Genomic DNA, 23,150 nt, shown 5'->3' with positions numbered 1-23,150 from the left:
CAATTGGGAGAGAATGGGCGCTGTTATATCACACAGCCTGCCTTCGGAGACTGCACACATGCCCGCATCCAACGCCCGCCCCACCTGCTCCGTGCTGCTGCTCTCCGGTGGCAGAGGCCTGCGCATGGGCGGCCGCGACAAGGGCCTGCTGGAGTGGCGCGGACGGCCGCTGATCGCGTGGCTGCATGACCTGACTCGGCCGTTGAGCGACGACCTGATCATCTCCTGCAACCGCAACACGGAGCGCTATGCGCCCTATGCCGACCAACTGGTCGCAGATCAGGATCAGGACTTTCAGGGGCCGCTGGCGGGTATCCGCGCCGGCATGGCCGCGGCACGCCATGAGCAGATGCTGGTGCTGCCCTGCGACGCCCCGCTGGTCGACCCTGCACTGATCGAATCACTGCTCGCCCACGCAGGGAACCGACCGGTAGTGATCCGTCAGGGCAACTACTGGCAGCCACTGTTCTGCCTGCTGCCCACTCGGCTCAAGGGCGATCTGGAACACGCCTGGCAATCCGGTGAACGCAGCCCGCAACGCTGGTTCGGCAAACTGGTGCCCATCGCCGTCGACTGCGCGCTGGACGATGCCCGACTGGCCAACCTGAACACACCGGAAACGCTCGCGCACGGCATCCCTGCTTGCTGAAACGGGACGCCCTGCGCGGAACTCATGGGGCAGTTTCACGTCTGAGCGAGGGTATAGCACCTCTTTAGCACCCAAGGAGACAGACCATGACCAAACGGATCATCCCCGCCCTGCTGATGGCAATCGGCTTCACTGTACTGGCCGGCTGCTCCACGCCGTCGGTGATCACCCTGAACGACGGGCGTGAAATTCAGACGGTGGACAAGCCCCAGTTCGATGAAGATTCCGGCTTCTACGAATTCGAGCAGCTTGACGGCAAGCGCGCCACGATCAACAAGGATCAGGTGCAGACCGTCAAGGAACTCTGAAGCACCGCTGAAGAACACTCGAGCCCGCACCGGCCGCAGAAGAAGATGATCAGCCTGCAGTTTTTTCAGGCTAACCCCTTGTGCGGTAAAAGTTTTTCGGTAGAATACGGCTCATTCGGAGTGTAGCGCAGCTTGGTAGCGCGTCTCGTTCGGGACGAGAAGGTCGCAGGTTCGAATCCTGTCTCTCCGACCAATCAAAAAACCCGCCCTAACCGGCGGGTTTTTTATTGCCTTCGATTTGTCGGTACCGCCGTTCAGCTCAGAAAAGCCACCACCTGCTCGGCATCGAATGGCCAGTTCAGTTCGCTGCCACTGTCGCAACGGCGCAGCACCGGAATGCGCAAGCCGTACTGCTCGACCATCCCCTCATGCTCGGCGATGTCGATCAGTTCGACCAGCAGACCATTCTCCACGAATGGCATGAGCAGCGCCTCGGCCACCTCGCAAAGATGGCAACCCAGGGTTCCGAAAAGTTGGCATTCAGGCGTCATGAGCGCACCTCGGTATCAGCAAGGTACGCAGTTTAGCACCGGCCGGAATCAGCTCGCGTCAGCACCCGTGTCGCCCGCCTGACCGGCGAGCAGCGACTGCAAGCCGTCGAGCAGGCTGCGGTTGAGGCTGTCGGCCTTTTCCAGACGCGGCAGGTCGAAGCGCTCGTCGAGCGAGAAACCGCCCTTGAGCAACTCTTTGAGCATGCCGCCGGCATCCTGCGCCAGGTCCTCGGCACTGCGCAGCGCATCGAGCAGGCCCTGGGCATAGTCCTGCAGCCCGGCATTGACCGCACTGGCGCCCTGTCCGGCCACGGCGCCATAGGCATCGGTGGCCTGGCGCACAGTGGTCTGCGTCAGGCGCAGCGACATCGAAGCCAGTTGCTCGCCGTCCATATCCAACGCCATGGCTCGGTCGAAGGCACCTCCCAGATCGCCAGCGTAGAAGGTATCGGAAAGATCCTGAACCTGACTGAAAAGCTTCTCCAGCGCCTTGATCTCGTCATCGTCCAGCTCGCCTTCGACGTCCACCTGCCAGCCACCGATGCGCAGGCTGCCAGACTGGCTGCTGCCCGCCACGATGGTGGACTTACCGTCGCTGGAAGCGGCGAAACTGCTCTGCGACCAGTTGGCCGAGGCCTGCGCCACGGAAATGCGCAGGCGGTCACCATCACGGGTGGTGACGGAGAGGTCGAAGGTCTCCGCCAACGCGCTGAAGCGCTCGCTGTAACCCGCCACCGCAAGCTTGTCCGAGGCACTCGGGGCAGCGCTGCCGAAGCGCTTGTCGAGATCGCCGAAGCCATCCTGGATGCGCTTGTAGGTGTCATCGATATCGCCAGCCACCTGACCTTTGAGCACGCCCATGCCATCGAGAATCTTGCGCGCCTCGGCGAAGCCTTTCTCCACACCATCACGCGCCTGGGACAGCAGCTTGTCCAATTTGGCCGGATCAGCGCCAGCCGCCGCCTCGCTCTGCAGGCGCTGTTCGATGAACCCCAGAATCCGCCCCGCCACTTTCTCGGGGGTGTACTCATCACGCGTCCCAGCCAGCGAGCCCGACGGCACGCCGAGTTTCTCGGCGAGGCGGTTGGCCAGGGTAGCCTGCGCATCGGCGGCACTGTTGCGCGCAGCCATCGACTGGCTGGTTTGCGCAGCGCGGGAAGCGGCGGAGTTGAGTGAGCTCAGAGGATTCATGACCGGGTACCTGAACAGGTTATCTGCCGAACTTAACGGCCGGCAGAAGCCAAGCTTTAACCCTCGACGACCAACGGTTGCCAACTTTTCTCAGTTGCCGAGCAGCCGATCGGGATTTATCCGATGGCTGGCAAAGCCGAGCAAAAACCTGTCAGCCGCGAGATAGAGCCAAGCCCCAGCGATGCCGCCGCTTGGCTCAAAGCCCCGCCAGACTAAAGTCTTACAGTCGACTCGCAGGCGAAATGCTTTATTTCATCGCGCCGTAACTGGCCGGTCACATCGTGGCCGACCTGCTAATAACAACGAGGAGACAACAATAATGAGTAAGACTCCCCTCGCCCGCGCCGTGGCCCTCGCCACGCTGGGCGCCAGCCTGACCCTGCCGAGCCTGGCACAGGCTGACTTCATCGGCGACAGCAAAGCGACGCTGGAACTCCGTAACTTCTATATGAATCGCGACCTGCGCGACCCCGGCGTCGCCCAGTCCAAACGCGAAGAATGGGCACAGGGCTTCATCCTCAAGGCCGAGTCCGGCTTTACCGAGGGCACCGTCGGTTTTGGCCTGGACGCCTATGCGGGCCTGGGCCTGAAGCTCGACTCGTCCGACGAGCGCGCAGGCACCGCGCTACTGCCCAACAGTTTCGGCAACGAGGGGCCGGACGAGTATTCCGAACTCAGCGGTGCAGTCAAGGCACGCATCTCCAAAACCGTCGGCAAGGTCGGCGGGCTGATGCCCAAGCTGCCTATCGTCTCTTCCGGCGACTCGCGCCTGCTGCCACAGGTGTTCACCGGGGGCATGATCACCTCGCAGGAAATCGACGGCCTGACCCTCAATGGCGGTCAGCTGCGTGAAGTCAACCAACGCGCGTCCACCGACAGGGTCGATATCACCGCCACCAACGTCGGCGGCGAAAGCGACCGCTACAACTTCGCCGGTGGCGACTACAAGTTCAATGGCGGCAACACCACCGTTGGCGCGTGGTACGGCGAACTGGAAGATATCTACGACCAGAAGCTGTACAACCTGATCCACGTGCAGCCGATCGGCGACTGGAAGCTGGGCGCCAACCTGGCCTACTTCGACTCCCAGGACAACGGCCGCAAACTCGGCGGCAAGCTGGATAACGACCTGACCTCGGTCAACCTCTGGGCGGGCATCGGGGCGCACACCTTCCGCGTGGGTTACCAGAAGGTCGGCGGTGACAACGCCTTCCCCTTCCTGACCGAGACCGATCCCTACATCGTCAACTACCTCCAGATTCTCGACTTCACCCGCAAGGATGAGAAATCCTGGCAGGCACGTTATGACGTCAACTTCGCCAGCTATGGCATTCCAGGCCTGACGGCGTTCGTCCGCTACGTGACCGGCGACGGCTTCGACGGCGTGAGTGGCGCAAGCGGCAAGGAATGGGAACGCGACGTGGATATCAGCTACATCATCCAGCAAGGCCCGTTGAAGAACCTCGGCGTGCGCTGGCGTAACGCGATGGTGCGCTCCAATGCGAGCATCGGTGACCTGGACGAAAACCGCCTGATCGTCAGCTACACCATCCCCCTGATGTAAACACTCCGCCAACACGAAAACGCCGCAGCGCCCGTACCGGGTTGCGGCGTTTTTTTGTCTGCCTGAAAAACACCCGGAACCATTTCTCGGCTAGGCTCTGGCGAGTGCGGAGGAAAACTCGATGGACGACTACCAACCCCTGGCCTGCGATCTCTACGACTACCTGGAGATCGCCTGCATGCATCACTATCAGCTGGACATCGAACTGGTCGATGGCACCCACCTGCAAGGCGAGGCGCTGACCACGGAAACCACGGCGAGCAAGGAAGAGTTTCTGCTGGTGCGTACCGCCGACGGCGAGCAGCGCCTGCGCATGGATAGCCTGCTGGCGATCACCCCGCAGAATGCAGGCGCCAGTTTTGGCCGGGTACTGCTGAACGACAACCGCTGCTGACCGCAACGCACCTGCAAGCAGGGTGCGCCATGCGCACCAGCAGCAATCGCACTAATCTGCGCTGCGCACGGCGCACCCTACTCGAGCGTGCAGCGCCGCTGCGTCACCACATCAGATCATCGGGAATCTGATAGGCCGCGTAAGGATCATCGGCATCCGGCTCTTCGACATGGGTGTTGAGCAGGACGATGCGCGAGGCATCGCGCTCCTGAATCCTCAACGCCGCCTCGCGCGGGATGATTTCGTAACCACCGCCATGGCGGACGATGGCCAGCCAGCCGTTGGACAGTTTGTTGCGCACCAGGGTGTTGACCGGCAGGCGCTTGACCTTCTTGTCGTCGACGAAGTTGTAGTAGTCCTCGCCGTCGAGCTTGGGCAGGCGTGAACGCTCGATCAGTTGCTTGACCTGCGCAGTACGGGCTTTCTGCTCGGCCTTTTCCTGCTGCTGACGATTGAGTTCCTGGTCACGTGCAGCCTTTTCGGCTTGCGCCTGCAGCGCGGCCTGCCGTGTGCTGTCATCCAGTTCGGCCTGGCCCTTTTGCACCAGGCGTTTCTGCTTTTGCTGTTGCTTGCCAGCCTGCTTGGCCTGTTTTTCATTGACCAGGCCGGCTTTGAGCAGCTGGTCGCGCAGGGAAAGACCCATGGCTAAAGATCCCGAACATGATTCAGTTGCGGCAGCGACGCAGATTCGTGCTGCCAGTCCAAGGCGCCCAGCATAAGGGCTAAGCAGCGGCGGCTCCAGCCTGTAGGAGCGACCGGGCGGCGAACCGCTTCAGTCGCGAAAGGCAATGGATGAATCGGTTCACCGCCCTCTGCCGCCGCGCAACACTCATGAGACTGCTTTGCGCTCTCCCCGGATTGCATCCGGGCTACCTCGCCTCAGCAACCAGGCGCCTGCTTCTCCAGCTTCTTCGCCTCGCCCCACAGGGCATCCAGTTCCTCCAGCGAGCAACCGTCCATGCTGCGCCCGGCCTCACGCACGCTGTGTTCGATAAAGCGAAAACGCTGCTCGAACTTGCCGTTGGCCGCGCGCAACGCCGCTTCCGGGTCGACCTTCAAGTGGCGCGCCAGGTTGGTGACGACGAACAGCAGGTCGCCGATCTCCTCGGCCACCGCATCGGCGTCGTTCTCGCTCATGGCTTCGAGCACTTCGTCCAGCTCTTCGCGCACCTTGTCCACCACCGGCAGTGCCTCGGGCCAGTCGAAGCCGACCTGGGCTGCACGCTTCTGCAGCTTGGCCGCACGCGAAAGCGCCGGCAGCGCGCTCGGTACGTCATCGAGCAAGGACAGCTGCTCGGGCACAGCGGCCTTCTCGGCGCGCTCCTGCGCCTTGAGTTCTTCCCAGCGTTGCTTGACCGCCGCCTCCTCCAGCTTCGCCGCATCCGGCGCGCCATACAGATCGCCATCGGGAAACACATGCGGGTGGCGGCGAATCAGCTTGCGGGTGATGCCATCGACCACCCGGGCGAAGTCGAAGCGCCCCTCCTCCTGCGCCAGCTGGCTGTAATAGACCACCTGGAACAGCAGGTCACCGAGCTCACCCGGCAGATGCTCGAAGTCGCCACGCTCGATGGCGTCGGCGACCTCGTAGGCCTCCTCCAGGGTGTAGGGCACGATGGTCGCGTAGTTCTGCTTGAGGTCCCAGGGGCAGCCGTGTTGCGGGTCGCGCAGACGGGCCATGAGGTGCAGCAGGTCGTCGAGCTGGTACATGAATACGTCCTGTCATGCCACGCGGTGGCGGCGCGCCTCGATGATATTGGGCAACTGGCCGATGCGCGCCAGCAGGCGGCCAAGGGCATCGAGCCCCGGGATCTCCACGGTGATCGACATGGAGGCAGTGTTGTCCTCCTTGTTCGAGCGGGTGTTGACCGCCAGCACGTTGAGCTTCTCGTTGAGCAGCACCTGAGTGACGTCACGCAGCAGACCGGAACGGTCGTAGGCCTTGATGACGATTTCCACCGGGTAGGTCTGCACCGGCACCGGCCCCCAGCTCACCTGGATCATCCGCTCCGGCTCGCGCGCAGTCTGCTGCAACGCCGTCGGGCAATCCTGACGGTGAATGGTGACGCCACGGCCGAGGGTGATGTAACCGACGATCGGATCGCCCGGCAGCGGCTGGCAACAGCCGGCCATCTGCGTCAGCAGGTTGCCGACCCCCTGGATCTGGATATCGCCACGCTTGCCCGGTTTGAAGCCCTGCGCCTTGCGCGGGATCAGCTCCAGTTGCTCGTTGCCGCGTTCCGGCTCGAGCAGCTGCTGGGCCAGGTTGACCGCATGGGCCAGGCGCACGTCGCCGGCGCCCAATGCCGCGAACAGGTCCTCGGCGGTTTTCAGGTTGGCCTTCTCGGCCAGCTTGTCAAAGTCCGCACCGACCAGGGCCAGGCGCGCCAGCTCGCGTTCGAGCAACTGCTTGCCGGCGGCGACGTTCTGGTCGCGATCCTGCAGCTTGAACCAGTGAACGATCTTGGCCCGTGCACGGCTGGTGGTGACATAACCCAGGTTGGGGTTGAGCCAGTCGCGGCTGGGCGTGCCCTGCTTGCTGGTGATGATCTCCACCTGCTCACCGGTCTGCAGGCTGTAGGTCAGCGGCACGATGCGGCCGTTGATCTTGGCGCCCCGGCAGTTGTGGCCGATCTCGGTGTGCACGCGGTAGGCGAAGTCCAGCGGCGTGGCGCCCTTGGGCAGGTCGATGGCGTGGCCGTCGGGAGTGAAGACGTAGACCCGATCCGGCTCGATATCGACGCGCAGCTGTTCGGCCAGGCCGCCGATATCGCCCAGTTCCTCGTGCCACTCGATGACCTGACGTAGCCAGGAGATCTTCTCTTCGTAGTGGTTGGAGCCGGATTTGACGTCGGTGCCCTTGTAGCGCCAGTGCGCGCACACGCCCAGCTCGGCCTCTTCGTGCATGGCGTGGGTGCGAATCTGCACCTCCAGCACCTTGCCCTCCGGCCCGAGCACCGCGGTGTGCAGCGAGCGGTAGCCGTTTTCCTTGGGGTTGGCGATGTAGTCGTCGAATTCCTTGGGAATGTGCCGCCACAGAGTGTGCACGATGCCCAGGGTGGTGTAGCAGTCGCGCACCTCCGGCACCAGCACGCGCACCGCGCGCACGTCGTAGATCTGGCTGAACTGCAGGCCTTTGCGCTGCATCTTGCGCCAGATCGAATAGATGTGTTTCGCCCGACCGCTGATGTCGGCCTTGATGCCGGTGGCTTCCAGCTCCTGGCGCAGGTGCGCCATGGCGTCGTTGATGTACTGCTCGCGATCGAGGCGACGCTCGTGCAGCAGCTTGGCGATCTGCTTGTACTGCTCCGGCTCCAGGTAGCGGAAGGACAGGTCCTCCAGCTCCCACTTGATGTGGCCGATACCCAGGCGGTGAGCCAGCGGCGCGTAGATGTCGAACACCTCGCGCGCCACGCGCTGACGCTTCTCTTCGTCGGCTTCCTTGACCGCGCGAATGGCGCAGGTGCGCTCGGCCAGCTTGATCAGTGCCACGCGCACGTCATCGACCATGGCCACCAGCATCTTGCGCAGGTTCTCGACCTGCGTCTGCGAGCCGACCACCACCGATTCACGCGGATTGATACTGGCGCTGATCGCCGCCATGCGCAGCACGCCTTCGATCAGCTTGGCCACCACCGAACCGAAGCGCTGGTGCACCGCAGCCAGGGTGATCTTGCCTTCACGCACGCCGCGATAAAGGATCGCCGCGACCAGCGAATCCTGATCGAGTTTGAGATCGGCGAGGATTTCCGCGATGTCGAGACCGGCGCGGAATGTCGATGCGTCCTCACTCCAGTGATGCGGTGTGGTGTTGGCCTGCTGCTCCAGATCGCGGGCGAACTCGCAGGCTTCCTGCAACGCCTGACGATCCAGCGCCGGATCGACGCGCGTGACATGCTCCAACCAGGCCTCGAGATTGATGCTGCCGTCATCGTTGACTGGCTGATGCGCTCTCACCTGAACCATCGTCTTACCTTCCCTACGGCGCGCATAGGTCGCACCGAGCAGTCGCCGGCCTTCTCTGAGCCGGTCGGATTAACTGAAAGAATGCGCATCCTGCACATCCCTGCGGTACCGAACGCACCGCTTTGGCCCAAGACCTAAGTCTCGGGTTTTTCGAACAGAGCCATCGCCTCGACATGCGCCGTCTGCGCGAACATGTCGAGAATCCCGGCGCGGCGCAGCCGGTACCCCTGCTGCGCCAGCTCGGCCGCATCGCGTGCCAGGGTGGTCGGGTTGCAGGAGACGTAGACCAGGCGCCGCGCGCCCAATTTACTCATCCCTCGCACCGCCTCCAACGCGCCATCGCGCGGTGGGTCGAGCAGCACAGCGGTAAAACCACCACGCGCCCAGGCCTCGTCAGCCAGCGGCTTGGACAGGTCGGCACGGAAAAAGTGCGCATTGTCCAGGCCATTGTCGTGCGCGTTGCCAGCGGCCCGCTGCACCATCGCCTCGACGCCCTCCACCGCCACCACTTCAGCGGCCTGACGTGCCAGCGGCAGGGCGAAATTGCCCAGGCCGCAGAACAGATCCAGCACCCGCTCGCCAGGCTGTACTGCCAACCAGTCTAGCGCCTGGGCGACCATCGCCTCGTTGACCAGACCATTGACCTGCACGAAATCGCCCGGCCGATAGGCCAGTTGCAGGTGCCAGCGCTGCAACTCAAAGCCCAGCTCGGCGGACGGATCGTCAGGCTGCGGCTGCCCTTCACCCTGCAACCACAGCTGCGCACGATGCTCGCTGCAGAAGGCGCGCAGGCGGCTCAGATCAGCCTCCGTCAAGGCTGCGGTGTGGCGCAGCAACAAGGCTTCGGCAGTACCGCTGAACAGTTCCACGTGCCCGACTGCCTGCGGCTTTTCCAGGCTGCGCAGCAACGCCGGCAACGCGCGGAAAACAGGCTGCAAGGGCTGTACCAGCACCGCACATTCATCGATGGCGACGATGTCCTGGCTGGCCTCGGCGCGGAAGCCGACCTGCAGTTGACGCGCCTTGGCGTCCCAGCGCACGGCAACGCGCGCGCGGCGGCGATAGCCGAATTCAGGACCGGCCAGCGGCGCTGCCCACTCATCCGGCTGCAGGCCGCCCAGGCGTGACAGCTGCTCGGCCAGCGTGCGCTGTTTCAGGGCCAGCTGATCGGCATGGGGCATGTGCTGCAGGTTGCAACCGCCGCAGCGGTCGGCGTGCATGCAGGGCGCCTCACGGCGCTCGCTGCTGGCGGTGATGATGCGTTCGGCGCGCGCCTCGACGGTCTGGCTGCGGGCACTGAGTACTCGCGCCTCGACCTGCTCGCCGGCCAGGGCGCCGCTGACGAACCAGGTGCGCCCGCCGTCGAAGGCGATGCCGCGACCGTCACCCGCCAGACGCTCGATGGCGAGCTTCTGCTTCTTGCCGATCGGAACCTGCGCCGCGCGACTGCCGCCGCTGGGCTGAAAGCGCAGGTTGGAGCTGCGTCTGGCCATCAGTGCGCCGGTTCTTCGTAAACGCCGGTGGACAGGTAGCGGTCGCCACGGTCGCAGATGATCGCTACCAGTACCGCGTTTTCCACCTGCTGCGACAGGCGCAGCATGCCGGCCACCGAGCCACCGGAGGAAACGCCGCAGAAGATGCCCTCTTCCCGCGCCAGGCGGCGCATGACGTGCTCGGCCTCGGCCTGGCCCATGTCGATGACCTGATCGACGCGTTCGGCCTGATAGATCTTCGGCAGGTACTCCTGCGGCCAGCGACGGATGCCGGGAATGGCCGAGCCTTCCTGGGGCTGCAGACCGACGATCTGGATCGCCGGGTTCTGCTCCTTGAGGTAGCGCGAGGTGCCCATGATGGTGCCGGTGGTGCCCATGGAGCTGATGAAGTGGGTGATGGTGCCGCCGGTCTGGCGCCAGATTTCCGGGCCGGTACCGCTGTAGTGCGCCTCGGGGTTGTCACCGTTGGCGAACTGGTCGAGCACCTTGCCACGCCCTTCGGCCTGCAGGCGCTCGGCCAGATCACGAGCGCCTTCCATGCCCTCTTCCTTGCTGACCAGGATCAGCTCGGCACCATAGGCGGTCATCGCCCACTTGCGCTCGGCGGTGGAGTTGTCCGGCATGATCAGGATCATCTTGTAGCCCTTGATCGCCGCCGCCATGGCCAGGGCAATGCCGGTATTGCCGCTGGTGGCTTCGATCAGGGTGTCGCCGGGCCGGATATCGCCACGCAGCTCAGCGCGGTTGATCATCGACAGTGCCGGACGATCCTTGACCGAACCGGCCGGGTTGTTGCCTTCCAGCTTGACCAGCAGGGTGTTGCTGGTTTCACCGCCCAGGCGCTGCAGGCGCACCAGGGGGGTATTGCCGATGCAGTCGGCAATGGTGGGGAATTGCAGGGTCATGGGTCGCTCGAATCCAGACTGAGGCGAAGGGGCATCATGATACGCCGAACCCGTCGCTTCATCACGCCATGATCGGTTGCAGGGCGTGATCGAGCCTTGACCCGAATGCTATGCGAGGTTGCCTGAGGGTGGCCCGGACGGCATCCGGGCCACGCCACTTCCTTTATTGCGCGGCAGCGAAAGCCTTCAGGGTGCTCATCAGCCCCTGGTAGCCACCAGTGGCGATGTACCAGGTCGCCGGCTCGAGATGGAACACCTTGCCATCGATCCAGGCCTTGCTGGCTGCTATACCGGCATGCTTGCCCAGGGTTTCGTCGGCCTTGCCCTCGCCACCGGTCGCCGCACCACGATCGAGGACCACCAGCCACTGCGGCTGTTCTTGCAACGCTGCCTCCAGGCGCACCTTCTGCCGCTCGCGCAGTTGTCTGGCCTCCGGTGAATCCGGCGCCGGGCGCCCCTGCGCCACGCTCGCCGGGTCCACCGACTCGACCACCGAGCGAGTACCCAGCACCTCGTTGAGCATGCCGAAACGCTCGCCCGGCGCATGCAGCATCAGCGCGTCGTTGACGGTGAACAGCGTCAGCGAGCTCAGGCCGGCCGACTTGGCATGAACCGCCGCCAGCGCCTTGTTCAGTTGCGCTTGCAGTTGCGCAGCCTGCGCCTGCTTGTCGAAGATTTCGCCCAACACCTGCAGATTGCGCTGAACGCCCGCCAGGAACTGGTCGGGAGCGATGCTCAGATCGAGGGTCGGCGCCAGTGCCGACAACTTCTCGAACTGATTACTGGAACGACCGCCAATGATGATCAGGTCAGGCTTGAGGCGTTCCAATGCTGCCTGATCCGGCTCGAACAGGGTGCCGATGTTGACGCTCTCGCGTCCTGCGTATCGGGTTTTCAGGTAAGCCGGCCCGGCCATCTGCGGCACGCCAGCGGCGGCGATGCCAAGGGCGTCGAGCGTGTCGAGCACGCCCAGATCGAAAACCGCGACGCGCTTGGGCGCCTCGGTCAGTGTCAGCGTGCCCTGGCCATGTTCGATGGCCAGTGGGTAGGCAGCCTGGGCGGCCGACACGGCGCACATCAGCGCGCCAAGGTGCAGCAGGTTCGTCAGGGTACGCTTGAACAGCGTCATATCGCTTTCCTCGCTTTTTGAGTGTCCGTCATGTTCGGTGCAATGCCGTGGCAACGCGCCAGGAGCTGGCGGCAAAGGCCACCCGGAGAGGCTCCTGGGCGGCCTGGTTAAGGCGCTGCGGATCAGAAGTTCTGCGTCAGGCCGAACACGTACCGCCTGCCATCGAGGTTGTAGGCATAGTCATCCTCGGTGGTGACTTCCTTGTTGGTGACGTTGTACACGCCGAACTTCAGACTGAGGTCCCTGGTCGGCCTGTACACCAGACCGACGTCGGCGAAGGTATAGGACGGGTAGGTCACGCCGTTGCTGGACGCGCCACTGGTGCCGGTCTGCCAGCGACCGGATGTCTCGCCCCGGTAGTTGAGCTGGGTCCAGAGGTTCAATTTCTCCGTGGCCTGCCAGTCCAACGACACATTGAGCATGTGCTTGGCCATGTCGTTGAGCGGCTCGCCCTTGTACTGGCCGGTCTTCTGTTCCGTGCTGGTGTAGGTGTAGCTGTGGCGGTACATCAGGTTGTCGAGCAACTGGTAATCGAGGGTGAACTCCACGCCCTTCAGCTCTGCCTCGTCGACGTTCTCGTAGGCGGTGTAGCCATACTGGTGCGCCGGGTAGGTGGTGCCGTTGTACACGCAGGGCACGTTCGGCTGGCAGACGCGGCCGGTGCGGTTGATCTTGTCCTTGTAGTCGGTCTGGTAGACCGTCAGGGTCGTGTTGAGGCCCAGGTCGACGTTTTCGTAACCGATGCCGATCTCACGGTTGAGGCTGGTCTCCGGCGTCAAATCGGGGTTGCCGATGATTACGCCGCCCCTTGAGCTGGAGCCGAAATCGGTTGCAGCCTGACGCAGGCTGGGCGCCTTGTAACCGGAGGTCACGCCACCCTTGAGGGTGAAGTTCTCGGTCAGGTGATAGACGGCATAGACCTTGGGACTGACTTCACTGCCGAACGCCTCGTTGTCGTCGTAGCGGGCACTCAGGGTCAGCGACAGGTCGTCGGTCAGGCCCCAGTTGTCTTCCAGGAAGATCGAATTCTGGTAGCGGTCCATTTCCACCACGGCATCGGCAACCGGCACGACCGGCGGACGCAGGCCGCTGCTGGCACCGTCCTTGAGCTCTTCGTACTTGTGGGTCAGGCCACCGGTCAGTGCATGGGCGCCGAGGAAATAGGTGGCCTGGGTGTTGGCCGTCAGCACGTTGTACTCGATGCCATTGCCGGTATTGGCGTTGACCCGGGTCGGGTTCTCCGAGGTGTCGTAGTTGACGTAGGTGTCCAGCAGCAGGTTGTCGTAACGCCCTTCGTGGGTGATGGCGTAGGTCTTGAGGATCGACTCGTTGTAGCTCGGCTCGTCGGCCAGGTCGATGCTCTTGCCCGGATTGGCCCAACGACGCTGCAGCGCCTCGTTGTAGTTGAAGGTGACCAGGTTCTGCTCGTCGATGTTCCAGCCCAGCTTGCCGCCCAGGTTGCTCCTTCTGTACCTGGGATCGGAGGCAGCGCTGTCGTCACCGCCGAGGAAATGGCTCTCGTCCTGGTGCAGGAAGGAACCGTTGACCTGCAGGGCCAGCACATCCTCGATCAGCGGCGCATTCAGGTAGGCACTGGTCTGATAACCGTCCTCGTTCACCTTGTTGGCGCCATCGGCCAGGCTGTACTCGGTAGTGATGCTGCCGGCGAACTCGTTGCGAATTTTCTTGGTGATGACGTTGATCACCCCGCCCATGGCATCGGAGCCATACAGGGACGACGCCGGGCCACGAATGACCTCGATGCGCTCGATCGCCTCGATGGGCGGCAGGAAGTTGATCGGCGTGCCGTTCTGGGTACCGTTGAGGCCGAACGAATCGTTGCCCTGCAGCGGCCGCCCATCGATCAGAAACAGCGTATAGCCCGAGGTCATGCCGCGAATCTGGATCGAGCGCTCCACGCCGCCACCGGCAATCTGCACCCCGGCCACGTTCTTCAGCGCGTCAGTGATATCGCTATAGGAGCGCTTCTTCAGTTCTTCTGCGGAGATGACCGTGATGGCGGCGGGAGCATCCTTGACGCTTTGCTCGAAGCCTGTGGCGGTGACCACCACCGCCCCAAGCTCCAGTTGCTCGGCCTTCTCGTCGGCACCCGCCGAACAGGCCAGCGAGGCCAGCGTGACAGCCAGCAGGGTTTTGTTGAATCGAGGCCGAGACGATGCAGCGAGACGTCGCTGGTTGAGTGACATGTGGATTGCTCCCAGTGATCAAGGTAAATCGAGTTGTCGGCTTGTTTCCAGCGGCCATCCTGCACAGGCACTCGAACCCTGCACTCCCCCGGACTTAGGCTTCGCTGGCTGACCCATCTCGGAACGTCGGCGACACGCTCCGCCTTGGTCAGCGGAAGCAGCCGGCATGCAATGGCCGAGATCGAAAGGGCCGTGGCAAAGCCTCGGATGGACAACACGCCATCGAGAGCGAGCACTAGGAAGAAAAAGAAGCGCTACTACTTGCCGGCCCTGTCGGGTCAGACGCAAATAGTAAGAATTTACATTTGAGAGTAAATCTAATTTACGAACTATACACTTTGCAGCCGCAGCTTCAGCCGCAGACCGGGCCGTGCATTCTCCGCCCACAGATGCCCGCCCTGAGTCGCGATCATGCTGCGCGCAATGGCCAGCCCCAGGCCGAAGCCGTCCCCCCCCGGACGGGCCGCACTAAGGCGGGTGAACGGACGGAAGATGGTCTCAAGCTCGCTCTCGGCGACACCCGGCCCCTGATCCTCGATCCACAACAGCCATTGCCCAGCGTCGCGCTGTCCGCCCAGGCGCACCACTGCGCCTTCAGGCGAGTGGCGAATGGCATTGCGCAGGATGTTCTCCAGCGCCTGCGCCAGGCCGTTGAGATTGCCCAGCACCCGGCAATCGGCCGGCAGCTCGCAGGGCATGCGCTCGATGGGCCAGCCGGTCTCGAAGCCGGCGTTCTCGCGCAGCACATCCCAGAGCCTGACGATGTCCACCTCTTCCAGCGGCAAGCTGGGCCGTTCGGTGTCCAGCCAGACCAGCTCCAAGGCATCGCCGACCAGCTTTTCCATTTCCTCGACTTCACGAGCCAGACGCTGCCGCAGGGCCTCGACGTCCTGCTCGCTCTCCCCCGCCACACGCAAGCGGGCCAAGGGCGTGCGCAGCTCATGGGACAGGTCGCGCAGCAGCTGGCGCTGGAATGCCACGGTGCCCTGCAGGCGCTCGGCCATGTGATCGAAGGTTCGTGCCAGCTCTCCCAGCTCATCCTTGCGCTGCGTCACCTGCGGCCCGAGCCGGGCGGACAGGTCGCCTGCGCTGAGTGCCGCGGCCTGACGCCGGAGGATCGCCAGCGGCGCGATCAGCAGGCGATACAGCAGAACGGCCACCAGCACAGCCAGCACGGCCGGCAGCACGCGCTGCAGCAGCAACTCCCATAGCGCGTTGTACTTGCGCGGGTTCAACCGCTGCGGCAACTCCATGACCAGCCGAGCATTGCCGTCGCTGAACGGAATGTAAAAGGTCGGCGTGCCGCCTGGCCGTCCTACCGGGAACTCCAGCCTGCGCACGAAATCGAGGCGCTGCGCCTGTTCGGCGGTCAAGGCTTGCGAGGACAGCGAATCCTTGTGCTGATCGACCACCACGGCCCAGACCTGCTCACGTTCCTGCAGCCGCTGGACGAAGGCATCGACGCCCGCTGCACCCTCCTCGCGCCACGCTGTTTCCGCCTCCCGGGCATAGCCTTCGAGCGTCTGCCGGGTGGACTCGGGCAGATAGGACGTGGCATCGATCAGCACGCGGCCGACATCCACATGCAGACTGACCAGCAACAGGCAAAACAGTGCAAGCGCTCCGGCCAGCCGCCAGAGCAGCGAATGTCGCCCCGGCAGGTTCATGCCCCGGCCTGCGTCAGGATGTAGCCCTTGCCCCAGACGGTATCGACACGCGTCGCCTCGTAGCCGACGGCCTGCAATTTACGACGGATATGGCTGACGTGCATGTCCAGGCTACGGTCATGCTGGGCATAGGCGCGGCGCAGCGCCTGCTGATAAAGGAAGGGCTTGCTCAACGCCTCGTCCTTGTGTCGCCAGAGCAGCTCCAGCACCCGGTATTCGCTGGGCGTCAGGCCGACCCAGTCACCACGGAAGGCCACATCGCTGCGTCCCTCGTCGAACTGCAAACCGTTGCCCTCGGCACTCGACTGCGGCTCGCGGCGCTCATAGGCGACACGCCGCAGGATCGCATCCACGCGCACGCTCAGTTCGCCGAGACTGAAGGGCTTGGGCAGATAATCGTCGGCGCCCTGACTGAAACCGGCGATGCGATTCTGTTCATCGCCCAGCGCAGACATCAGCAGAACCGGCACACTGCGGCGCTGGCGCAATTGCTGCAGCGCCACCAGGCCATTGGTGCCGGGCAGCAGGATATCCATCAGGATCAGATCGAAATCCTCGTTCTCAGCCAAGCGCAACCCATCGCTGCCGTCATGGCTGAGGGTCACGTCGAAACCACGGGCCATCAGGTGAGCTTGCAGGTGACTGGCAAGCAGCGGGTCGTCCTCGACAGCGAGGATTCGGGTTGCAGAACAAGAGCTGGCATTCATGGAGAGAAACCGACGAGGCAGAATGAGAACAATTCTACCTACTAAACGACAATCGCTCACCTACAGATTCCGGCGCGCCGAATCGCTACACTGCCGGAACGTCATTAAGGAGGAACGTCGTGTTCAAGGATCTAGGCATCAAAGGCCGCGTGCTGCTGCTCACCCTGTTCCCCACCAGCCTGCTGGCGCTGGTGCTGGGTGGTTATTTCACCTGGGTGCAGCTGTCCGGTTTGCAGACGCAGTTGCTGCAGCGCGGCGAGATGCTGATCGAACACCTGGCGCCCCTGGCGGCCCCCGCGCTGGAACAGAACGCCCTGACAAAACTCGAGCGCATCGCGCAGCAGACACTGGAGCACCCGGATGTGCGTGCGGTGGGTTTTCTTACGCCTGAACGCACGTCACTGGCACACGCCGGGCCCAGCATGCTCAACCCATCACCCGGCGCTCAGGCGGGCGTCAGCCTGCTCAGCGGCCAGGACGCCACGCGTTTTCTGCTACCGATCTACGACCAGCACCTGGTGCTCAGCGACGACCTCGCCGAAGACCGCCAGCCGGAACTGCTCGGCTGGGTCGAGCTGGAGCTTTCGCATCAGGGCACCTTGCTCAGCGGCTACCGCAGCCTGTTCGCCAGCCTGCTGCTGATCGCCGGCGGCCTTGCCGTCACCGCCCTGCTCGCCCTGCGCATGGGCCGCAGCATCAACGAGCCACTGCGCGCGATCAAGGCCGGTGTCGCCCAGCTCAAGGACGGCCATCTGGAAACCCGTCTGCCACCGCTGGGCAGCCATGAGATGGACGAGCTGGCCGCCGGCATCAACCGCATGGCCGAAGCCCTGCAGAACGCGCAGGAAGAACTCCAGCACAGTATCGAACAGGCCACCGAGGACGTGCGGCAGAACCTGGAAACCATCGAGATCCAGAATATCGAGCTGGACTTCGCGCGCAAGGAGGCCCTTGAAGCCAGCCGCATCAAGTCCGAGTTCCTGGCCAACATGAGCCACGAGATCCGCACCCCGCTCAACGGCATCCTCGGCTTCACCAACCTGCTGCAGAAGAGCGAGCTCAGCCCGCGCCAGCAGGATTACCTGTCGACCATCGAGAAATCCGCCGACAGCCTGCTTGGCATCATCAACGAGGTGCTCGACTTCTCCAAGATCGAAGCCGGCAAGCTGATGCTCGAATCCATCCCCTTCAACCTGCGCGATCTGCTGCAGGACACCCTGACCATCCTCGCCCCGGCTGCCCACGAGAAAGAGCTGGAGCTGGTCAGCCTGATCTACCGCGACACCCCGCTGGCCCTGCGCGGTGATCCGTTGCGCCTGAAGCAGGTACTGACCAACCTGGTCAGCAATGCGATCAAGTTCACCCGCGAAGGCACCATCGTCATGCGCGCCATGGTCGAGGACGAAAGTGCCGACAGCGCGCAACTGCGCATCAGCGTGATGGACACCGGTATCGGCCTGTCGGATGAGGACCTGCGTGCGCTGTTCCAGGCCTTCAGCCAGGCCGACAACTCGCTCAGCCGCCAGGCCGGCGGCACCGGCCTCGGCCTGGTGATTTCCAAACGCCTGATCGAGCAGATGGGCGGCGAGATCGGCGTCGACAGCACGCCGGGCGAAGGCTCCGAATTCTGGGTCACCCTGACCCTGCCCAAGGCCCGCGACGACGCCGAAGACCTGCCACGTGCCGTCTTCCAGGGCCGCCGCGCGGCCGTGCTGGAAAGCCACGAGCTGGCACGCCAGGCGCTGACCCATCAACTCGAAGACTGCGGCCTGGAGGTGGAAAGCTTCGCCGACCCCGGCCAGCTCTTCGAGGCAGTGAAGCAGCAGCAGAACCACGAACAACCGCTGAGCCTGGCTGTTCTTGGCATCACCGCCAGCCAGCTACCACCCGACACCCTCGGCCAACGCATCCAGGAGCTCGAGCGGCTCGGCTGCAAGGCCCTGGTGCTGTGCCCGACCACCGAACTGGGGCTGTTTCACGAATCGCTGCCCGATGCCTACGCCCAGCTCCAGGCCAAGCCCCCCTGCACACGCAAACTGTACAAGGCGCTGGTGGAGCTGGTCAGCCCGCAACGCCCGGCCAGCGAGTCGCTCACCATCAGCAACACGCGTCGGCCGCACATCCTCTGCGCCGACGACAACCCCGCCAACCTGCTGCTGGTGCAAACCCTGCTCGATGACCTCGGTGCTCAGGTTACCGCCGTGGACAGCGGCTACGCGGCCATAGAAGCGGTACAGCGCGACAGCTTCGACCTGGTATTCATGGACGTGCAGATGCCTGGCATGGATGGCCGCGAAGCCACCGAAGCGATTCGCCAGTGGGAAAGCGAACAGGGTCGTGGCGCCACACCGATCATCGCCCTCACCGCTCACGCCCTGGCCAACGAGAAGCGCGCACTGCTGCAGAGCGGCATGGACGACTACCTGACCAAGCCGATCAACGAACGCCAACTGGCCCAGGTGGTGCTCAAGTGGACGGGGCTGAATCTGCGCAACCAGCCCAGCCCCAGGGTCGCCCCGGCTGCTGCGCCGCAATCGCAGCCCAAGGTGCTCGACGCCGAGGAAGGCCTGCGCCTGGCTGCAGGCAAAGCCGACCTGGCGGCGGACATGCTGAGCATGCTGCTGGTTGGCCTGCCCGGTGACCGCCAGGCCATCCGCCAGGCACGCGATGCCGGCGAGCGCACCACACTGATCGAGCGGGTTCATCGCCTGCACGGTGCCACGCGCTACTGCGGGGTACCGCAACTGCGCATGGCCTGCCAACGCAGCGAGACACTGCTCAAGCAGGACGACCCCGAGGCCCAGCGCGCCCTGGACGAACTGGACGCAGCGATCGAGCGCCTGACCGAAGCGGCGGCACAAAGCGCCTGAGGACCTGCCATGCGTATCTGCCTGTTCAGCAGCAAACCCTATGACCGCGAATCCTTCCTGGCGGTCAACGGCTCGTCCGATTGGCACCTGCAGTATCATGAAGCGCGCCTGACCCGCGACAGCGTGGCCCTGGCCACGGGCAGCGACGTGGTCTGCGCCTTCATCAACGACGACCTGTCGGCGCCGGTACTGGAACAACTGGCCGCTGGCGGCACGCGCCTGATCGCCTTGCGCTCGGCCGGCTACAACCATGTCGATCTGCTGGCGGCGCAGCGCCTCGGTCTGCCGGTGGTCCGCGTGCCGGCCTACTCACCGCATGCCGTGGCCGAACACGCCGTGGCCCTGGTACTGGCCCTGAACAGGCGCATCCACCGCGCGTTCAACCGCACCCGCGAGGGGGATTTTTCCCTGCATGGCCTGACCGGCTTCGACTTGCATGGCAAGACCGTCGGCGTGGTTGGCGGTGGCAAGATCGGCCAGGTATTCGCCCGCATCATGCACGGCTTCGGCTGTCAGGTGCTGATCCACGATCCGTTCCCGCTGACCGGGCTCGGTGAACTCGGCGCACGCCAGGCACCACTCGAAGAGGTGATCGCCAGCAGCGACATCCTCAGCCTGCACTGCCCGCTGACCGACGACAGCTACCACCTGATAGACGCCGCACGCCTGGCTCGGATGAAACCTGGCGCGATGCTGATCAACACCGGCCGCGGCGCGCTGGTCGACGCCCCCGCATTGATCAAGGCCCTGAAAAGCGGCCAACTCGGCTACCTGGGCCTGGATGTCTACGAGGAGGAATCGGAGCTGTTCTTCGAGGATCACTCCGACCTGCCACTGCAGGACGACACCCTGGCTCGCCTGCTGAGCTTTCCCAACGTCATCGTCACCGCGCACCAGGCCTTTCTCACCCACGAAGCGCTCGACGCCATCGCCCGCACCACGCTGGACAACATCGCCGCCTGGCTCGCCGGCCAGCCGGGCAATGAGGTCAGGGCCGGCGCGTGATAGCATGCCGGCTGATCTGGAGGACCCATGGCCGAACACGATTTCCGTTATTCCCTGCTCAACCCGCAACACACCCTCACCGAGTGCCGCGCACTGACACCGGGTCGCTACCAGGTCACCGGCAACGGTGGCTCGATCAAGGCCAACGACGTGCTGCTGGTCACCCTCAAGGGCAGCCGCGACCTGCACATGCGCCTGGAGGTGGAGAAGGTTCGTCACCTGATCAACCCGCCCGGCCAATGGCTGGCCGTGTGCAAGGGCCCGCAGTTCAAGGAACTGGCCATTCACAACTGGCAGGTGAACTGTGACGGTTGCGGCAAGCAGCTGGATTTCGAATTCGCCGTCGATGCCGCGCTCGGCAAGGCCGCACATGCTCCGGCTGCCGAGGCGCGTATCGCCGAACTGGGCTGGCGCAACGACGCCGGCCGTCACCTATGCCGCACCTGCCAGGAGGCCTGACACCATGTACCGCACCCTGCCCCTCGCCCTGCTCGCCGCCACTTTGGTCGGCTGCGCCAGCGACGCCCCGCAGCTGGAAACCGAACGCAGCTACCAGGTGGAATGGATCGGCGAACGCCCACTGATCGACCGCAGCCACCTGACCATCACCTTTGCCGCTGACGGTCGCGCTCACGGGCATGCCGGCTGCAACCACTGGTTCGCCGGCTACACGCTGAAAGATGACGCCGTCCGTTTCGAACCCCCGGGCAGCACCCGCAAGATGTGCGCACCCTCGTTGATGGAGCAGGAGCAGCGCTTCCTCGCGGCCTTGACTGAAGTGCAGCGCTGGGACTTCAACGACATCGGCCAGCTGCAGCTGTGGCCGGCCAGCGGCAAGCCGATTCGCCTCTGGCCGCAATGACGGCGTAGCCCGGATGCAATCCGGGGCGGTTGCCCGAAAGCCATGATCGAGTTGGCTGTTGCACAGGGTTGTAGGAGCGGATTTATCCGCGAAATTCGCGCCTGAAGCAGTGTGCCGCTCGGTCACTCCTATAAAGGTCAGAGCGGAGCATCAACAGATAGCGCGCAAAGAGCTCCCGGATTTCATCCGGGCTACGCAAACAGCTCCAGCTGCTCCTGCCGGCCGCGCAGATCGTGCAGCCTGACGCCCACCCCGAGCAGGCGCACCGGCTTGTCGCCGCGGGCGAAAGCGTTGCTCAGCAACAGCCGATAGCTTTCCAGATCCCGACTGGCCCCCGCCTGCTCCAGGGTGGTCTGGGTGAAATCATGAAACTTCACTTTGACGAAAGGCTTGTCCGGTCGATAGCTGGCGTCCAGACGCTGCAGGCGGCCGTTCATCTCCTCGAGCAGCGCCGGCAGTTTCTCCAGGCAGCTCTGCAGATCCGGCAGATCCTGATCGTAGGTGTTCTCCACGCTCAGTGACTGGCGGCGGCTGTCCACCTGCACGGCACGTTCGTCGATGCCGTGGGCCAGGCGCCACAGGCGCTCGCCGAAACTGCCGAACTCGCGCACCAGCGTCAGCTTGTTCCAGCCGCGCAGATCCAGGCAGGTGCGAATCCCTAAGCGCGTCAGCTTGTCCGCCGTGACCTTGCCGACACCATGCAGCTTGTTCACCGGCAAATCAGCCACGAAAGCGTCGACCTGATCCGGGGTAATCACGAACAACCCGTTGGGTTTGCGCCAATCGCTGGCGATCTTGGCCAAAAACTTGTTCGGCGCGACGCCAGCCGACACGGTGATGTGCAGCTCCTGCGCCACACGACGGCGAATGTCCTGGGCAATGCGCGTGGCGCTGCCGGCGAAATGCGGCGAGTCGCTGACATCCAGATAGGCCTCATCCAGCGACAGCGGCTCGATCAGGTCGGTGAACTGGCGGAAGATGCCGTGAATGTCACGAGAGACCGAGCGGTAGACCTCGAAGCGCGGTTTGACAATCAGAAGATCCGGGCACAGTTTCAGCGCATGCCGCGACGACATCGCCGAACGCACACCATAGGCGCGCGCCTCGTAGTTGCAGGTGGCAATCACCCCACGCCGCTCGGCCGAACCGCCCACGGCCAGCGGACGACCGGCCAGGCTCGGGTCGTCACGCATCTCGATGGCGGCGTAAAAGCAGTCGCAGTCGACGTGGATGATTTTTCTTTGCTTCATAACGTATTGATTTTAAAGGTCATTAACAAAGAAAACTGCCTATCGATACCCGCTCTTTCTCACGCTGCATGCCGCCTGGACTTGCCGGACCTCAGCCGCCAATCAACCGACGAACGGCGCCCCATGTTACCCGCCCACAGACCGGAGAGCATCGACATCCGTCGTAAAACTCCGGCTCGTCGTCTCCGGCTTCATCCCTCACCCAGGCGTCGGCGCTGCCACGGCTGGGCGCAGGGTTGCCCTGCCCCACTTCGCGTTCACGGCATCGAGCACCACCATGATCAGGCGGGCGCCTTGCATCTGGGCGGTGCGCACGGATCGTCGGCGTACTCGCCGCGCTGGCAGGGATCGAGCTGCAGCACCTCGGTCTGGCTGCAGGCGAAGCCGGGACGGCAGACCTGTTTCAGCCCGTCCGCCGCGCCCAGGTCGGCAGCGGTCTTGATACTCAGCTCGCCCAGGCGCGCAGTCAGCCGCCGGCCAACCACTCAAACC

21 protein-coding genes and 1 tRNA gene are annotated in these 23,150 nt (G+C 63.9%); 9 read left to right on the top strand and 13 right to left on the bottom strand.

The window, feature by feature from the left end; translation table 11 throughout:
- Positions 1-58: 58 nt before the first annotated feature.
- The 3 genes from mobA (at position 59) to ACN0X6_RS08540 (ending at position 1,150) form a co-directional block, all read left to right on the top strand.
- Complete coding sequence (gene mobA, locus ACN0X6_RS08550; protein ID WP_417703168.1) at positions 59-649, top strand: molybdenum cofactor guanylyltransferase MobA; 591 nt, start codon at positions 59-61, stop codon at positions 647-649.
- A gap of 86 nt (positions 650-735) precedes the next feature.
- Positions 736-957 (top strand): YgdI/YgdR family lipoprotein, encoded by a 222-nt coding sequence (locus ACN0X6_RS08545; RefSeq protein ID WP_160018375.1) that lies wholly within the window; start codon positions 736-738, stop codon positions 955-957.
- Between the two features lie 116 nt (positions 958-1,073).
- A tRNA-Pro gene (locus tag ACN0X6_RS08540) sits at positions 1,074-1,150 on the top strand.
- A 61-nt stretch (positions 1,151-1,211) separates the two neighbouring features.
- Here ACN0X6_RS08540 and ACN0X6_RS08535 read toward each other — a convergent pair.
- A complete protein-coding gene (locus tag ACN0X6_RS08535; RefSeq protein ID WP_003461739.1) occupies positions 1,212-1,448 on the bottom strand; it encodes a glutaredoxin family protein in 237 nt (78 codons plus the stop codon).
- 48 nt (positions 1,449-1,496) lie between these two features.
- On the bottom strand, positions 1,497-2,639 hold the full coding sequence (locus tag ACN0X6_RS08530; RefSeq protein ID WP_417703166.1) for a DUF5610 domain-containing protein: 1,143 nt from the start codon (positions 2,637-2,639) through the stop codon (positions 1,497-1,499).
- Between the two features lie 319 nt (positions 2,640-2,958).
- Between ACN0X6_RS08530 and ACN0X6_RS08525 the strand changes: the two genes are divergently transcribed.
- Positions 2,959-4,203 carry an OprD family porin gene (locus ACN0X6_RS08525; protein WP_417703165.1) on the top strand — a complete coding sequence of 415 codons (1,245 nt, stop codon included), beginning with the start codon at positions 2,959-2,961 and terminating at the stop codon, positions 4,201-4,203.
- A 121-nt stretch (positions 4,204-4,324) separates the two neighbouring features.
- Positions 4,325-4,597 (top strand): Rho-binding antiterminator, encoded by a 273-nt coding sequence (locus ACN0X6_RS08520; protein ID WP_417703163.1) that lies wholly within the window; start codon positions 4,325-4,327, stop codon positions 4,595-4,597.
- Positions 4,598-4,700: 103 nt separating this feature from the next.
- Here ACN0X6_RS08520 and ACN0X6_RS08515 read toward each other — a convergent pair whose 3' ends face one another.
- From ACN0X6_RS08515 to ACN0X6_RS08475, 9 genes are all read right to left on the bottom strand, one after another.
- Positions 4,701-5,240 carry a DUF2058 domain-containing protein gene (locus ACN0X6_RS08515; protein WP_417703161.1) on the bottom strand — a complete coding sequence of 180 codons (540 nt, stop codon included), beginning with the start codon at positions 5,238-5,240 and terminating at the stop codon, positions 4,701-4,703.
- A 236-nt stretch (positions 5,241-5,476) separates the two neighbouring features.
- Positions 5,477-6,307: a nucleoside triphosphate pyrophosphohydrolase gene (mazG, locus tag ACN0X6_RS08510; RefSeq protein ID WP_417703159.1), complete on the bottom strand. Its 831-nt coding sequence runs from the start codon at positions 6,305-6,307 to the stop codon at positions 5,477-5,479.
- A gap of 12 nt (positions 6,308-6,319) precedes the next feature.
- Positions 6,320-8,563, bottom strand: a complete 2,244-nt coding sequence (relA, locus tag ACN0X6_RS08505) for a GTP diphosphokinase (protein ID WP_417703157.1) — start codon at positions 8,561-8,563, stop codon at positions 6,320-6,322.
- Between the two features lie 134 nt (positions 8,564-8,697).
- Positions 8,698-10,056, bottom strand: a complete 1,359-nt coding sequence (rlmD, locus tag ACN0X6_RS08500) for a 23S rRNA (uracil(1939)-C(5))-methyltransferase RlmD (RefSeq protein ID WP_417703155.1) — start codon at positions 10,054-10,056, stop codon at positions 8,698-8,700.
- Positions 10,056-10,961: a cysteine synthase CysM gene (gene cysM, locus ACN0X6_RS08495; RefSeq protein ID WP_417703153.1), complete on the bottom strand. Its 906-nt coding sequence runs from the start codon at positions 10,959-10,961 to the stop codon at positions 10,056-10,058. The genes rlmD and cysM overlap by 1 nt, the downstream gene beginning before the upstream one ends.
- 163 nt (positions 10,962-11,124) lie before the next feature.
- Complete coding sequence (locus ACN0X6_RS08490) at positions 11,125-12,090, bottom strand: siderophore ABC transporter substrate-binding protein (RefSeq protein WP_417703151.1); 966 nt, start codon at positions 12,088-12,090, stop codon at positions 11,125-11,127.
- 122 nt (positions 12,091-12,212) lie between these two features.
- Positions 12,213-14,297, bottom strand: a complete 2,085-nt coding sequence (locus ACN0X6_RS08485) for a TonB-dependent receptor domain-containing protein (protein ID WP_417703149.1) — start codon at positions 14,295-14,297, stop codon at positions 12,213-12,215.
- A gap of 329 nt (positions 14,298-14,626) precedes the next feature.
- Entirely contained in the window at positions 14,627-15,964 is a 1,338-nt protein-coding gene (locus tag ACN0X6_RS08480) for a histidine kinase sensor domain-containing protein (RefSeq protein ID WP_417703147.1), read from the bottom strand.
- Positions 15,961-16,671: a response regulator transcription factor gene (locus tag ACN0X6_RS08475; RefSeq protein WP_417703145.1), complete on the bottom strand. Its 711-nt coding sequence runs from the start codon at positions 16,669-16,671 to the stop codon at positions 15,961-15,963. Before ACN0X6_RS08475 ends, ACN0X6_RS08480 begins: the two co-directional genes overlap by 4 nt.
- 119 nt (positions 16,672-16,790) lie before the next feature.
- Between ACN0X6_RS08475 and ACN0X6_RS08470 the strand changes: the two genes are divergently transcribed.
- Genes ACN0X6_RS08470 through ACN0X6_RS08455 form a run of 4 tightly spaced genes read left to right on the top strand, consistent with a single transcriptional unit; the run spans position 16,791 to position 21,408 of the window.
- Positions 16,791-19,541 carry a response regulator gene (locus ACN0X6_RS08470; protein ID WP_417703143.1) on the top strand — a complete coding sequence of 917 codons (2,751 nt, stop codon included), beginning with the start codon at positions 16,791-16,793 and terminating at the stop codon, positions 19,539-19,541.
- Between the two features lie 9 nt (positions 19,542-19,550).
- Positions 19,551-20,546, top strand: coding sequence for a 2-hydroxyacid dehydrogenase (locus tag ACN0X6_RS08465; RefSeq protein ID WP_417703141.1), 996 nt, complete (start codon positions 19,551-19,553; stop codon positions 20,544-20,546).
- 27 nt (positions 20,547-20,573) lie between these two features.
- The gene (locus tag ACN0X6_RS08460) at positions 20,574-21,005 is read left to right on the top strand and encodes a hypothetical protein (RefSeq protein WP_417703139.1); all 432 of its coding nucleotides are present in this window, start codon (positions 20,574-20,576) and stop codon (positions 21,003-21,005) included.
- A 4-nt stretch (positions 21,006-21,009) separates the two neighbouring features.
- Positions 21,010-21,408 carry an META domain-containing protein gene (locus tag ACN0X6_RS08455; RefSeq protein WP_417703137.1) on the top strand — a complete coding sequence of 133 codons (399 nt, stop codon included), beginning with the start codon at positions 21,010-21,012 and terminating at the stop codon, positions 21,406-21,408.
- A 191-nt stretch (positions 21,409-21,599) separates the two neighbouring features.
- On the opposite strand, the gene dinB is transcribed toward ACN0X6_RS08455, so the two are convergent.
- Positions 21,600-22,658 (bottom strand): DNA polymerase IV, encoded by a 1,059-nt coding sequence (gene dinB, locus ACN0X6_RS08450; protein WP_417703135.1) that lies wholly within the window; start codon positions 22,656-22,658, stop codon positions 21,600-21,602.
- 281 nt (positions 22,659-22,939) lie between these two features.
- On the bottom strand, positions 22,940-23,143 hold the full coding sequence (locus ACN0X6_RS08445) for a hypothetical protein (RefSeq protein WP_417703133.1): 204 nt from the start codon (positions 23,141-23,143) through the stop codon (positions 22,940-22,942).
- Positions 23,144-23,150: the final 7 nt, after the last annotated feature.

The sequence above is a fragment of the Pseudomonas sp. genome (genome assembly GCF_048269965.1).
Taxonomy (GTDB): domain Bacteria; phylum Pseudomonadota; class Gammaproteobacteria; order Pseudomonadales; family Pseudomonadaceae; genus Aquipseudomonas.
This window is presented reverse-complemented; position numbering and strand designations above follow the sequence as displayed.

Excerpts from the sequence above, each read along its gene's own strand:
- relA (WP_417703157.1), bottom strand. The coding sequence starts at position 8,563 with ATGGTTCAGGTGAGAGCGCATCAGCCAGTCAACGATGACGGCAGCATC.
- ACN0X6_RS08525 (WP_417703165.1), top strand. The coding sequence starts at position 2,959 with ATGAGTAAGACTCCCCTCGCCCGCGCCGTGGCCCTCGCCACGCTGGGC.
- ACN0X6_RS08520 (WP_417703163.1), top strand. The coding sequence starts at position 4,325 with ATGGACGACTACCAACCCCTGGCCTGCGATCTCTACGACTACCTGGAG.
- cysM (WP_417703153.1), bottom strand. The coding sequence starts at position 10,961 with ATGACCCTGCAATTCCCCACCATTGCCGACTGCATCGGCAATACCCCC.
- ACN0X6_RS08480 (WP_417703147.1), bottom strand. The coding sequence starts at position 15,964 with ATGAACCTGCCGGGGCGACATTCGCTGCTCTGGCGGCTGGCCGGAGCG.
- ACN0X6_RS08530 (WP_417703166.1), bottom strand. The coding sequence starts at position 2,639 with ATGAATCCTCTGAGCTCACTCAACTCCGCCGCTTCCCGCGCTGCGCAA.
- ACN0X6_RS08490 (WP_417703151.1), bottom strand. The coding sequence starts at position 12,090 with ATGACGCTGTTCAAGCGTACCCTGACGAACCTGCTGCACCTTGGCGCG.
- ACN0X6_RS08460 (WP_417703139.1), top strand. The coding sequence starts at position 20,574 with ATGGCCGAACACGATTTCCGTTATTCCCTGCTCAACCCGCAACACACC.
- ACN0X6_RS08485 (WP_417703149.1), bottom strand. The coding sequence starts at position 14,297 with ATGTCACTCAACCAGCGACGTCTCGCTGCATCGTCTCGGCCTCGATTC.
- ACN0X6_RS08455 (WP_417703137.1), top strand. The coding sequence starts at position 21,010 with ATGTACCGCACCCTGCCCCTCGCCCTGCTCGCCGCCACTTTGGTCGGC.
- ACN0X6_RS08545 (WP_160018375.1), top strand. The coding sequence starts at position 736 with ATGACCAAACGGATCATCCCCGCCCTGCTGATGGCAATCGGCTTCACT.
- mobA (WP_417703168.1), top strand. The coding sequence starts at position 59 with ATGCCCGCATCCAACGCCCGCCCCACCTGCTCCGTGCTGCTGCTCTCC.
- mazG (WP_417703159.1), bottom strand. The coding sequence starts at position 6,307 with ATGTACCAGCTCGACGACCTGCTGCACCTCATGGCCCGTCTGCGCGAC.
- dinB (WP_417703135.1), bottom strand. The coding sequence starts at position 22,658 with ATGAAGCAAAGAAAAATCATCCACGTCGACTGCGACTGCTTTTACGCC.
- rlmD (WP_417703155.1), bottom strand. The coding sequence starts at position 10,056 with ATGGCCAGACGCAGCTCCAACCTGCGCTTTCAGCCCAGCGGCGGCAGT.
- ACN0X6_RS08475 (WP_417703145.1), bottom strand. The coding sequence starts at position 16,671 with ATGAATGCCAGCTCTTGTTCTGCAACCCGAATCCTCGCTGTCGAGGAC.
- ACN0X6_RS08535 (WP_003461739.1), bottom strand. The coding sequence starts at position 1,448 with ATGACGCCTGAATGCCAACTTTTCGGAACCCTGGGTTGCCATCTTTGC.
- ACN0X6_RS08515 (WP_417703161.1), bottom strand. The coding sequence starts at position 5,240 with ATGGGTCTTTCCCTGCGCGACCAGCTGCTCAAAGCCGGCCTGGTCAAT.
- ACN0X6_RS08465 (WP_417703141.1), top strand. The coding sequence starts at position 19,551 with ATGCGTATCTGCCTGTTCAGCAGCAAACCCTATGACCGCGAATCCTTC.